Here is a 12,694-nt window from a genome sequence, read left to right as displayed (position 1 = left end):
GTGGCCATGAGCAGCAAAGTCGATTGTGTCTGCGCCGTGGGCGCGCAACTCGGTGAAGGTCCGCTCTGGTCGGCAGCGGATCATGCTGTTTGGTTCGTCGATATCAAAGGTCGGCAGATCCATCGCTTCGACACTCGTAGCAGTGCATTGACGTCCTGGCAGACGCCCGAGGAAGTCGGCTTCATCGTCAAAGCCCCGGTCGTCAAAGGCCAAGGTGGACGCTTCGTCGCCGGCATGAAGAGCGGTCTATATTCTTTCGAAGCCGCGACCGGCAAGTTCGAGCTGATCGTGCGCGTCGATTCGGATCGGCCGCGCAATCGTCTGAACGACGGCTATGTCGACGCTCACGGCCGCTTGTGGTTCGGCACCATGGACAACGACGAGTCACACCCCACCGGCTCGTTGTATCGCTTCGACACGCGCGGCTTGAAACGCTGCGACACCAACTACGTCATCACCAACGGACCGGCGGTAAGCCCGGATGGCCGCACCTTGTATCACGTCGATACTTTGGAACGAGTCATCTACGCCTTCGACTTGAAAGACGGCGACCTCGCTCATCGACGCGTCTTCACTCACATCACCCAGCCCGGCGCGTACCCGGACGGCGCGGCCGTCGACTCCGCGGGCAACGTGTGGATCGGTTTGTTCGGCGGCTGGGGCGTGCAGCGGTATTCGCCCGAAGGCCAGTTGTTGGAGACCATCGATTTGCCGGTCGCCAACTGCACCAAGGTCGCTTTCGGGGGTGCCGACCTGCGCACTCTGTACATCACTACCGCGTGGAAGGGCTTGTCGAAAGAACAGCTCGCCACCCAACCGCTGGCGGGAGGGTTGTTCGCAACGCGCGTCGACAGCGCCGGCGTGGCTCCCAATGAGGTTCGTTATGACGGCTAAGCGCCGCTTCCGCTCTCAGGATTGGTTCGACGCCCGCGATCACATCGACATGATGGCGCTGTATCTGGAGCGCTTCATGAACTACGGCCTGACGCCCAAGGAACTGACCAGCGGCAAGCCCATCATCGGTATCGCGCAGAGCGGTAGCGATCTCACACCGTGCAATCGCATTCATGTCGATCTGGCTGCGCGCGTGAAGGAAGGCATTCGCGATGCCGGTGGCATTCCGATGGAATTCCCAACGCATCCCATCTTCGAAAACTGTCGGCGTCCCACCGCAGCGCTGGATCGCAATCTGGCGTACCTCGGTTTGGTGGAGATTCTGCACGGCTACCCCATCGACGCCGTCGTGCTCACCACCGGCTGTGACAAGACCACGCCCGCTGCCGTGATGGCGGCATCGACGGTAGATATTCCGGCGATTGTTTTATCCGGCGGCCCGATGCTGGATGGCTGGTTCGAAGACGAACTCGTCGGCTCCGGCACGGTGATCTGGAAAAGCCGCCGCCGCCTGGCTGCAGGCCAGATTACTGAGCAAGAGTTCCTCGATGCAGCTGCGGCCTCCGCGCCATCGCCTGGTCATTGCAACAGCATGGGCACGGCGTCGACCATGAACGCAGTCGCTGAAGTGCTCGGCCTATCACTACCGGGTTGCTCCGCGATTCCCGCGCCGTATCGAGAGCGCGGCCAGATGGCGTACGAAACAGGCCGTCGCGCTGTTGAAATGGCCTACGACGATTTGCGTCCGTCCAAGATCCTGACGCGCGAATCTTTCTTGAACGCCATCACTGCTATCGCGGCACTCGGCGGCTCGACCAACGCGCAACCGCATCTCACTGCAATGGCTCGCCACGCAGGTCTCGAACTACACGCGCAGGACTGGACCAAGTACGGCCATGACATTCCGTTACTGCTCAACATGCAGCCCGCCGGAAAATATCTGGGCGAACGTTTCCATCGCGCTGGCGGTGTGCCCGCCGTGCTTCACGAGCTGATCGAAGCTGGCAAGTTGCACGCCGATACGATGACGGTCACTGGTCGCAGCCTGCGTGAGAACGTTCGTGGCCGTGCCAGCCGCGATCGCGAAATGATCACGACCTACGACAAACCTTTGCGCGAGCGCGCGGGCTTCGTCGTGTTGAGCGGCAACCTGTTCGACTTCGCCATTCTGAAAGCGAGCGTCATCACCGAAGATTTCCAGCGTCGCTACCTGTCCGCCTCCGGCCATGACAACGTGTTCGAAGGCCGTGCCATCGTGTTCGACGGCTCCGATGATTATCGAGCGCGCATCAACGATCCTGCGCTCGCCATCGATGAACGCAGCGTGCTCGTGATTCGCGGCGCCGGTCCGCTCGGTTGGCCCGGTTCTGCCGAAGTAGTGAACATGCAGCCGCCAGATGCTTTGCTGAAGCGAGGCATCGCCAGCCTGCCCACCATCGGCGATGGCCGCCAATCGGGCACGTCAGACAGCCCTTCGATTTTGAATGCCTCGCCAGAAAGTGCCGCCGGCGGCGGTCTCGCCTGGCTGCGCACCGGCGACATCATTCGCATCGATCTGAATCAGGCTCGCTGTGACATGCTGGTCTCGGACGAGGAAATCGCCCGCCGCAAGCAGGATGGCATCCCGCCGGTTCCGGAGAGCGCGACACCGTGGCAGGAGCTGTACCGCGCCACCGTCAGCCAGTTGGATCAGGGCGGCGTGATGGAAATGGCTTTGAAATATCGACAAGTCGCCAACAAGACGCCGCGACACAATCATTGACCACTGACCATTGACCTGGGCGCCGGTCACCCCGGCGACACACAAATGCAGCACGCTTGGTTAAGATTAGGACAATCAACCCAGCTTGCTCTACTCAATGAAGCCATCGTTCCGCTCGGCAATCGCGCATTGCCTGTCCCTCGGCTCGCTCTCTGGACTGCTCGCCCTGCCGCTGCACGCGGCCGAACCGCCTCGCCCCAAGCTGGTCGTGGCCATCGCCGTCGACCAGTTCTCCGCCGATGTGTTCGCCGAATATCGGCCGCTGTATCAGGGCGGCCTGAAGCGATTGGCCGGCGGTGCGGTGTTTGCACGCGGCCATCAAAGCCATGCCTCGACTGAAACCTGCCCGGGTCATTCCACGATCCTGACCGGCGCGCGCCCCGGCCGCACCGGCATCATCGCCAACGATTGGCAGGACCCGTCGCTGCCGCGCTCCGATAACGGCAAAGAGAACTTCACTGTCTACTGCGTGGAAAAGCCGGGCGCTGCCGGCAGCGACGCCAGCAAGAAAGTGATTTCGTCCGATTCATTGCTGGTGCCCACGCTGGGCGACCGAATGAAGGCTCGTGACCCGACGACGCGAGTGGTCGCCGTCTCCGGCAAGGACCGATCCGCGGTGATGCTCGGCGGTCACAACGCCGATCTGACACTGTGGTGGACCAACAGCGGCTTCACCACTTACGACGGTAAGGAATCGAGCATTCCCAAATCGATTGCCACCACGGTCAACGCGAACCTGCGCAAATCGTACGGCCAGCCGACGACGCCCAAACTGCCGTCGGCGTGCGCAGCGAAGTCGCGTTCGACCAAGGTTACCGATGATATTTCCGTCGGTACTCTGCAAAAGCTTCCTGCCAACTCGCGGCGCTGGCGAGCCACCCCAGCGATGGATTCGTTCACAGTGGACGCAGCCCTCGCAGCGTTGAAGAGTTTCAAGCTCGGCCGCGGGGACTCGATCGATCTGCTCGCCGTCAGTTTCTCCGGCACCGACTATGCCGGTCATTACTACGGCACCGAAGGCGCGGAGATGTGCACTCAGCAACTCGCGCTCGATCAATCGATCGGCCGGTTCCTGAGCGGCCTGGATCAGACCGGTATTCCTTACATCGTCGCTTTGACTGCAGATCACGGCGGCGTCGATGTCACCGAGCGCAATCGCGAACGCGGCGTCACTACAGCGGAACGCATTGATGAGCAGCTGTTCGCCGCGAACGCCAGCGCGACTCTTCAACAACAGCTTGGTGGTTTGCCGAAGCCGGTGCTTCTGGGCGGCAAAGAATTCGCCAACGATATCTATCTGAACGCCGGCATTCCGGCCGATCGCCGACCTGGCGTGATCGAAGCCGCCGCTCGGTTGTATCGCGAGCATCCGCAGGTGCAAGCGGTATTCACCAAGAACGAACTGATCGCCGCCGCGCCGCCTTCGGGACTGGTGGATGAATGGTCATTGTTGGAACGTGCCAAGGCCAGCTTCAATCCGCAGCGTTCGGGCGATCTGGTGGTGCTGCTCAAGCCTTATATTTCTTTGTATCCCAAGCCCAAGAACGTGGACACCGATTACACCTCGTCACACGGGTCGCCTTGGGGTTACGACCGTCGCGTGCCGGTGCTGTTCTGGTGGAAAGGCATCAAGGGATTCGAACAGCCGACCGCCGTGGAAACTGTCGATGTCGCGCCGACGTTGGCCAAGCTGATCGGGCTCGATGTTCCCGCCAGCGAATTTGACGGGCGCGTGCTACCTGTAGTGCAGCCTTGATCAGCTGCCGGCTTTAGCTTTTTCGGCGAGCCGCTGTTCGAGTTGCTCGCCGAAATAAGCTTGCGGATAGGAAGCGTCGACACCCTCTTCCTGTTCACGCTCGGCGATCAGAGCTTTCGCGGTGTCGAATGCTTCGCGCAGAGATTTGGCTTGCGGTAACGCGTCTCGATAGAACGCCTCACCGAAGTAGGTGAGATCGCGGTCGTCGGAACAGCCGAAGGACGTTTTGTCCGCAGCGGCGGCTGTAATCACTATGGTGTGCTCGTCCTTGAGTGGCTCGATGAATGCGCCGGCATGGCAGGCGGAGATGACGATCACTCGCCATTTGATACCTGACTCGTTCAGGGCTTGAGCCAGCAGACCACCGGTGAGATTTCGGAATGGGATGCTGCCGTTGGTAACGGAGAGCAGCGGGTCTTCTGAGCCATGCGAGGACAAGGCGAGGAATAGTATGTCGCGGTCCAGATCCATTTTGGTCGCGACACCTTTCAATGCGTAGCTCAGAGCGGCAGCGCTGGCTAACGGCTGTTCGTTTAGATCGCGCCGATCGTTGACTAGCAGCAGCGTGCGGGCTGATGTGTCGTAGCGCTCGGCGATGCGCTCTGCGGCGAATTTGATTTCTTCGGCAAAGACTTTTTGATCGCCGAAGCCGGCGAAGCCTACGAAGAAGTTCACTGAAGCTGCGTCTGCGGGCCTGGTCAAGCGATCTACCGCGGCGTCGATTCTCGCAGCCTGCTCGAATAACAGTGCTTCGTACGCGCCCCAATCGCCTTCGCCAGCGTAGTCTTCATCGAGACTGCCGGCGGGTGCCCAGAGCGCCGGGCTCACGTAAAGAACACCGCCTAGCCAGATCGCCAGGAAAGCAACCGTTGCTCCGCCTAGTAGTGCAATGAGTTGTCGTTGGCCCGTGAGCGAGCGCAGGCCGGCGGCGCAGTAGATGACGGCATACGCCGCGACCACCGCATAAGCCCAATCAGTCCAGCGCTCAGGGATGTAGCGTTCAATCGCAAACTGCGCGGCTACCAAGATTGGCGCGAGCAGAGCAAGTAACGAGCAAACCTTGGCGATCGATATCGCCGGGCGCGATCTCACTGCGAAGATCATTGCGACTACTAACGCCGCGAGCACGAACCAGGCGAGTGCCGGCGCGCCGTATGGGTAAAAGTCAGGATCCGGCGCGTTGTTGAGCCAGTCGGCTCCGGCCCAGATCGCGAGCGCCAATAGCGCCGGGGCTGCAATCGAGACGAAGCCGCCTGTTAGCGCCGCGCCGTCAACCCGGCGCAATGTAACGAAACGTAATGCCGCGCGGAGCCATTGACCGAAGGACGAGCCAGTCGAGGCTACCTCGTGCGCGGACGTCTCCGGAGGCGTTGCAGATTCAGGAAGCATTCGGCTGCCAGGTTGAGCGTAGCGGCTCAGCTTAGCAGCACTGGCCCGGACTCGTTGCCGGGCCAGTCACAAATCGAGCGCCCTACTGCTTGGGAACCTTCTCGTTCTCCGCCGTCAGTGCGATGTGATTCTCCACATCTCGCACGCCGGCCACTGCACTGGCAGCATCCCCGGCCCGGGCCTTTTCCTCAGCGGTATTGACGAAGCCGCTCAACTGAACCACACCCTTACTCACTTCCACATTGACGTCACTGTCCTTAGCGAGCTTGACGTTACCGAGGCTATCGCGAACCCTGGCGGCAATGACGGTATCCGACACCGGTTCCTTGGCCGGACGATCGTCGTTGCGAATGCTCAGATCATCCCGAACCTCAGCCACACCGCTCACCGACCGAGCTCGCATAACGACCGCCGTCCGCTCATTCTCCGAATCCACGAAACCGCTGAGTTGCACCACGCTGTCCCGGGTTTCAACGTCGATGTCTCGTGCTTTGATGGAACGGTCGCTGGCTAGAGCCGCCTCGACTTTGGACGTGAGCTCATGATCGTTGATCGCTCCGGTCTGAGGCTGAGCAGCCGCCGCTCCAACGATACAAAATAGACCTACTAGAAAAGAACAATGTCTCAATTGACGCATGACTCGACTCCGAGAGTCGCAGACTCACGCTGCGAATACTTGGGAATGAGTCAGCCAATGCGAAGTTCCAAGCGCCGGGCAAGTGACCACGGCGCGTGAGCGAAATCGTTCGCTATGAAGTCTCGCGGGCCACTTGCGCCACGGTGCGTTCGCGGTCGGAGTCCGTGATGCCGAGGCGCCGTTGAATGTCTTCCAACGGCACGCCGCTGGTTTCAGGAAAGAACAGCCACACGGCCAAAAACTGCAGCACCACCATGACCAGAAACACAAAGAACGGCCCGGACTGCGACTGAGTCGCCACCACCGGAAACGCCGCTGACACGATGGCATTCATCACCCAGTGGGTCGAACTGCCCAGACTCTGACCTTGAGCGCGCACCCGATCCGGGAAAATCTCGCTCAGGTACACCCAGATCACCGCGCCTTGCGAGAACGAGAAGAACGCAACGTAGCCGACCAGCAAGATCAGCAGCAAGTGCTGGTACTGGTGGGTGTAGAAGATGGTCGCGATGCCGGTCAAGCAAACCGCCAATCCGGCCGAGCCAACCAACAACAGCGTGCGACGACCGAACTTGTCGATCAAGCTCAGCGCCACCAGCGTCGAGATCAGCATGGTCGCGCCCACAGCCACGGCCTGAGCATTCTGCGACGTCCGATCGAAGCCGGCCATGGCAAAAATATCGTTCAAGTAATAGAGCACGGCATTGATGCCGATGAGCTGATTGAACATGGCCAGCACCAGCGCCAGCAGGATGGGCCGGCGGAATCTCCATTGCAGCAACCGATCCGCGTTCGGTCCGCCATCGGCCTGCAACGAAGTACGGATGGCTGCCAACTCGGCCAGCGGCTTGCCGGAGCCCAACTTCCGTAACACCTCTTCGGCTTCTGCAACTCGCCCCTGAGCAACCAGCCATCGCGGGCTTTGCGGAATTCCGATCAACATCACTAAGAACAGTGCCGCCGGCGCCGCCGCGATGCCGAGCTGCCAGCGCCACTCGAGCGCGCCGAGTGCGAACAGACCGATCACATAGTTCGACAAGTAGGCGATCAGAATGCCGCCGATGATATTGATCTGGAATGTGCCCACCAATCGCCCGCGCCATTCCGCCGGCGCGATCTCAGCGATGTACACCGGCGCAATCACCGATGAGCCACCCATGCCGAGGCCGCCGATGAAACGAAATATCAGCAGCCAGGTCCACGACGTCGAAAAGGCGCATCCCAATGCGGAGATCAAATAGCACGATGCCAGAATCAGCAGACTGGTGCGTCCGCCCAGCACACGACCGAATGAACCGGCCGCCATTGCGCCGAGCACGGTGCCCCACAAAGCAGCCGATACTGTGAAGCCCAGCTCGGAGGGTGTGAGCGCGAAGACGTGCGTCAACCCTTGCGTCGAACCGGCGATCACTGCCGTGTCGAAGCCCAGGAGTGAGCCGCCAAGTGCGGCCACGAAGACCGTGCGGATCAGAGTAGCGCTGAGTGTTTGTGTCATTACGGTTCCAGCCCCGGCAAAGTGCCCATGCGGAGAAAATCGAGGTGACAGCGCACCGCCACCGCCGCGCCCGACTCCGCTCGTAGCACGATGTTGTTATCTCTCCAGTGACCTTCGATGTCGGCGACACAATCGAAATCCGGTGGAATGTGCGCCACGCCTTGAATGTAAGAAATCGACAGCCGACCCCGCGCGTCCGAGTGCAGACAGGTCTGAATCCCTCGCGCGCTCAGGAAATTTTCGCGACAGGAGGCCGCCGCACCGACATGAAAGAAGGCAGTGATGTCTTCGACTCCAAGCACATTGATATGCCGGCCGTTCCAGGGCGCGAAGTGCCTGCCTCCGTTGGAAAACCACAGCAGCGTCGCTGCCAGTTGTTTGGGATCGCGTAATGCAAACCAAACATAGCGCTGTTCCGGACAAGTCACCGCGGACCAAGCGAACTCCTGCGCCGGATCGGCACACAGAATGGCCAGATCCTCGAAGCCACGACGGGCGGGGTAACGAGTGAGATCGGTGGACGAACCGTCGATGCACGGAACATCGCGCAGGTCCGCGATGTCCGCATCCGGCTTGAGCCACGAATAACCGCGATCCTTCGGTAGCGCAGTCGGTTCGAAATAGGTCTGCGCATGCAGCAGCGAACTGAACGACAGCCGCGCGGTGCCTTCTTCATCAGGGAAAGCCAACGTGGCGTGATGCCCGGGATTCACTGGCCCGGTCAGTCCTCGCAAATCATGGCGCTGATAAACGATGGACTGATTGGACAACAAGGCGGTGGTGGCTTCGCAAACACCGCCTTGCAGAGGCATCGCGACACCCAGCCGCAACCAGCAGCCTTCGGTCGTCTCGCCGCGGCCAATCTCCTGCCAATCGCGATTCGCCGTCTCGCCATGGGGCGGCAGTCGCTGACCGGCGTGAGGCTCACCATTCTCACCGAACGCCGAGCAGAACCAATCTCCTCGCAACGCACGGAGCATCGGCGGTACATCGGCAGGAACTGACTCTTCGGCCCACGGCGCCACTGCATACGGCCGAATCGGCTGCTCATCCCTGGGAAAAAAGGTGACCGGCCCAAGCATTCCGCCAGTGCGCGTCACGGCCAGTTCGACATCGCGCGTCCGGAGCAGGAACGAGTCCTGCCCTTGGATCCTCACGGTCGGCTGCGGAGACATGGCGGCTCAGTATTCAGTGCACAGCTTGTGCGTGACCGGCACATCCTCTTCGATACGGGGGAAGCGCCCGACCTTGGCGTAAAACGCATTGTCGTCGTCGTCGTCGTTGACCGACGAGACCTCGCCCACGATAGCTGTGCCAGTGCCGTCTTCGGCCCAGAACTCGTGATACAGATACGGCGTCAACGTGATGGAATCGCCAGGCCGCAACCGAAACGTATGCCCGGCCTGCACGCGATGGCGCACACCGTCCAGCGACACTTGCACTTCGGAATCCGCCAACTTGCCGTTGTCAGCGCGGTTGAACAGGCGGATCAGCAAATTGCCGCCCGACTTGCAAATGATGTCTTCGGACTTGCGCACGTGGTGATGCATGGGAGTGTGTTGGTTCTCCTGGATCACCAGAATCTTTTCGGCGTAAGGCTTTTGATTGTACGGAGCGCGCTGATGGTGTCCGTTACGAACCGTGAACACCACCAAGCCGACTTTGTCGAACTCGCCGGAGCCGAAGTCGGTGATGTCCCAGCCCAGTTTGCAATGCCTGATCTCGTCGCACTCCGCGCCTTTCGTGGCCCACTCTGCGGGACTCCAATAAGCGAACGGCGGCAAGCGAACATTGTGATCGTGTGGCAGCGTGATCGCGTCGTCGATCAGCGCATTGATTTCTGACCGCCTCATCGTTCCCCCGTTAGATGACTCGCTCGTTGCCGCCATCCACCGGAATCTGAGCACCGGTGGTCTTGGCGAAGCGCGGACCGCACAGCTCGGCTGCGAGCTCTGCCACATCTCTACTCGTGACCTCGACCTTGAGGACGTTATTGGTTTTATATTCCTGCACACTCAGGTTGTAAGACGCCGCGCGTGCGGCGAGCACTTCGGGCGTCCAGATTCCTGTATCGAACACTGCGTTGGGATGCAGACAGTTCACCCGAATACGGTCCCCACCCCACTCGAGCGCTGCCACGCGAGCGAGCTGTTGAACCGCGGATTTGGAAGCGGAGTACGCTGCTGCTCCGGGCCCAGGCGCGGCCACATTCTTCGAACCGATGATCGCGACTCGCCCACCGCGCGGCGCCAGCTTGAGCAACGGATAGCACTCGCGCATCAGAATCAGGTTCGCATCCAGATTGATGGTCATGGTCTTGCGCCACACTTCGGTGGGCATGGACGCGATGGGTGAACTCTTGGGGAAGATGCCGGCATTGAGCACCAGCATGTCCACCGACCCGAAGGTGCGCACGGTACGATCCAGCGCGGCATTGATTTGTTCTTCGCTGGTGAGATCGCACTCGATCCCTAGATAACTCTTGCGATCGTGCAGCTGTTTGACCGCCGGCGACACATCCAACCCGACGACCGCCGCGCCCCGCTCGAGCAAGGCATCAACGCAAGCTTTGCCGATACCGGAGGCTGCTCCCGTCACCAGCGCAATTTCACCGAGAAACACGGCGTCGGGATTCGGCTTGGCAAGTTTGGTGCGTTCCAGATCCCAGAACTCCACATCAAAAAAATCTTTGGCCGGCAGCGCCCGCCACCCGCCGAGCTTTTCGGCGCTGACGATGATGTCGATGGTGTGCCGATAAATGTTCTCAGCCACCTGCGCATCTTCCGCGCTCCGACCGAGCACGCCCATGCCCAGTTCACGGTCGAGAATCACGCGCGGCGCAGGATCGACGGCGGCCAGCGACCGCTCGTTGGTGTGGAATCGAACGTAGTCTCGATAGGCCGCCGCATAAGCGGAAACATCACGGCCGACCATGGGCACCCGTTTGGTTCGAATGACATGGTCCGGCGTGACACCGCCACGCTGAGACAGCTCGACCACGTCGGAGCGTCGAGCGAACCCTAATGACTGCGCGTCCGAGTGCACCGCCAATACCATTGGCGACCCGTCTACACAGCTCACCTCCCTGCGCAGCGCTGAGATTTCCAGACGCGATGTGGCCACGGGACTTTGAGCTGGCCACTCAGTGCGGCCGGCACCATGAGCGGCGAGATAATCTTCCGCTTTGGTGACCAGCTCGATCATGCGTTCGTACGATTGTTTCGCCGTCTCGCCGAACGTGAACAGACCGTGATGCATCAGTATCACGCCGACGGTTTCTCGAGTGGCTTCCTTCGCCAGAATCTCGCGACACAGTCGCACCAGTTTGAAGCCGGGCATGGCGTAAGGAATGACCACGACCAGCGAGCCGTAGATCTCTTGCAGCCGTTCGAAACCGTTGCGCGAATTCATGACGGCGATGAGCGCGTCGGCGTGAGTGTGATCCACAAACCGCTGCGGCAGCAGAGCATGCAGCAGCGTCTCCACCGAAGGCGCCGGGGCCGCGGCGCGTGTCAAAGACAATTTGAGCTCGCTTTCCATCTGCTCATCGGACAGCTCGCTCAGACTCACCAGACGTAACAACCTCCGTAAACGACATGGGGAAAATCCCATTGCGTCGATAGTCGCTAAATCGGCACCGCGGCCCTTTACGTAAAGAACATCTTCAGCCTCGCCGAAAACACTGGTTTCCTGCAGCTTGACCGATGTGTTGCCGCCGCCGTGGAGCACCAGCGACGGATCGCGGCCAAGCAAGCGTGAGGTGTACACCCGTTGACCCAACAGCCCTTGGAATCGCGCTGCCTCCTGGTCGTTCCACAGGCTGTTCATCGCAACGAGTCCATCATGAGCTTGGCGTTTTCGAACGGGGATTTGCCATCGAACACGGCGCTGCCGGTGACGATGATGTCCGCCCCCAGGCGCGAGATGTTGGCGATGTTGTCTTTGGTGATGCCGCCATCGACGCAGATCAGAGCGGTGTCGCGAACCATCTCGCGGACTCGTTTGACTCGATCGCAGGTGGAGGCGATGAACTTCTGGCCGCCCCAGCCGGGATTCACAGCAAGCAACAACACCATCTCGAACTCGCCGAGGAGCGGATCGATGACTTCCAGCGGCGTGCCTGGATTCAGAGCAATGCCACGAACGATGCCGCGATTCGGATCGTTGGCATTGGTCAGTTTTCCCACGGCTTGTAGCACGCGATGAATATGACGCGTGGACTCGACGTGCAGCGTGATGATGTCGGCGCCAGCGGCGACGAATCCCTCTACTTTACTCAGGGGATCTTCGATCATCAGATGCACGTCCTTCAGCAGCTGAGTTTTGAGCCCAGCAACCACCGGCGCGCCCAAAGTGAGCATGGGACAGAAGACGCCATCCATCACATCGAAATGCAACAGCTCGACACCGGCACTCTCGATGGCCTGTAGCTGCGAGCCCAAGTTGAGCCAATCCGCCGTCAGCACCCCAACGCTGATCTGAGGCGCGGAGGCGCGCAATCGATCAACGAGGGGCGAACGCGCCATCTCAATGCACCTTCAACTCTTCGTCCTTCAGCGACAAGTACAGCTGATGCGCTTCCTTGGGCTTGAAGCTGTTGTGCACCACCTTATGGACGGCTTGCATCATGGCGCGCGGTGCATCGCTCTGGAAAATGTTTCGGCCCATGTCCACACCGGCGGCACCGCGTTGAATGGCGTTGTAAGCCATGGTCAACGCCTCCAACTCGGGTAGCTTCTTGCCGCCCGCCATCACGACGGG

Annotated in this window: 10 protein-coding genes and 1 pseudogene; 3 read left to right on the top strand and 8 right to left on the bottom strand. The window is 60.5% G+C overall.

The window, feature by feature from the left end; all coding sequences use genetic code 11:
- Positions 1–6 precede the first annotated feature (6 nt).
- The 3 genes from JNL55_RS30255 (at position 7) to JNL55_RS30245 (ending at position 4,412) form a co-directional block, all read left to right on the top strand.
- Positions 7–894 (top strand): SMP-30/gluconolactonase/LRE family protein, encoded by an 888-nt coding sequence (locus tag JNL55_RS30255; protein WP_293863366.1) that lies wholly within the window; start codon positions 7–9, stop codon positions 892–894.
- A complete protein-coding gene (locus JNL55_RS30250; protein WP_415923189.1) occupies positions 884–2,656 on the top strand; it encodes an IlvD/Edd family dehydratase in 1,773 nt (590 codons plus the stop codon). The genes JNL55_RS30255 and JNL55_RS30250 overlap by 11 nt, the downstream gene beginning before the upstream one ends.
- 97 nt (positions 2,657–2,753) lie before the next feature.
- On the top strand, positions 2,754–4,412 hold the full coding sequence (locus tag JNL55_RS30245) for an alkaline phosphatase family protein (RefSeq protein ID WP_293863362.1): 1,659 nt from the start codon (positions 2,754–2,756) through the stop codon (positions 4,410–4,412).
- On the opposite strand, the gene JNL55_RS30240 is transcribed toward JNL55_RS30245, so the two are convergent.
- The 8 genes and pseudogenes from JNL55_RS30240 to JNL55_RS30205 form a co-directional block, all read right to left on the bottom strand.
- Positions 4,413–5,801 (bottom strand): C13 family peptidase, encoded by a 1,389-nt coding sequence (locus JNL55_RS30240; RefSeq protein WP_293863360.1) that lies wholly within the window; start codon positions 5,799–5,801, stop codon positions 4,413–4,415.
- Between the two features lie 82 nt (positions 5,802–5,883).
- Positions 5,884–6,438 carry a BON domain-containing protein gene (locus JNL55_RS30235; protein WP_293863358.1) on the bottom strand — a complete coding sequence of 185 codons (555 nt, stop codon included), beginning with the start codon at positions 6,436–6,438 and terminating at the stop codon, positions 5,884–5,886.
- Between the two features lie 112 nt (positions 6,439–6,550).
- Positions 6,551–7,933: a sugar porter family MFS transporter gene (locus tag JNL55_RS30230; RefSeq protein WP_293863356.1), complete on the bottom strand. Its 1,383-nt coding sequence runs from the start codon at positions 7,931–7,933 to the stop codon at positions 6,551–6,553.
- The gene (locus JNL55_RS30225) at positions 7,933–9,108 is read right to left on the bottom strand and encodes a hypothetical protein (RefSeq protein WP_293863354.1); all 1,176 of its coding nucleotides are present in this window, start codon (positions 9,106–9,108) and stop codon (positions 7,933–7,935) included. The genes JNL55_RS30230 and JNL55_RS30225 overlap by 1 nt, the downstream gene beginning before the upstream one ends.
- 6 nt (positions 9,109–9,114) lie before the next feature.
- Positions 9,115–9,786, bottom strand: coding sequence for a D-lyxose/D-mannose family sugar isomerase (locus tag JNL55_RS30220; protein ID WP_293863352.1), 672 nt, complete (start codon positions 9,784–9,786; stop codon positions 9,115–9,117).
- Positions 9,787–9,796: 10 nt separating this feature from the next.
- Positions 9,797–11,761 (bottom strand): bifunctional aldolase/short-chain dehydrogenase, encoded by a 1,965-nt coding sequence (locus JNL55_RS30215; protein WP_293863350.1) that lies wholly within the window; start codon positions 11,759–11,761, stop codon positions 9,797–9,799.
- Positions 11,758–12,459 (bottom strand): ribulose-phosphate 3-epimerase, encoded by a 702-nt coding sequence (locus JNL55_RS30210; RefSeq protein WP_293863348.1) that lies wholly within the window; start codon positions 12,457–12,459, stop codon positions 11,758–11,760. Before JNL55_RS30210 ends, JNL55_RS30215 begins: the two co-directional genes overlap by 4 nt.
- Before the next feature lies 1 nt (position 12,460).
- Positions 12,461–12,694, bottom strand: a pseudogene (locus tag JNL55_RS30205) (3-hydroxy-5-phosphonooxypentane-2,4-dione thiolase LsrF); the annotation flags it as partial.

It is taken from the genome of Steroidobacter sp., from assembly GCF_016790065.1.
In the GTDB taxonomy this organism is placed as follows: Bacteria; Pseudomonadota; Gammaproteobacteria; order Steroidobacterales; family Steroidobacteraceae; genus Steroidobacter.
Note: the sequence above shows the minus strand (reverse complement) of the source record. Positions and strands in the feature narration are given on the sequence as shown.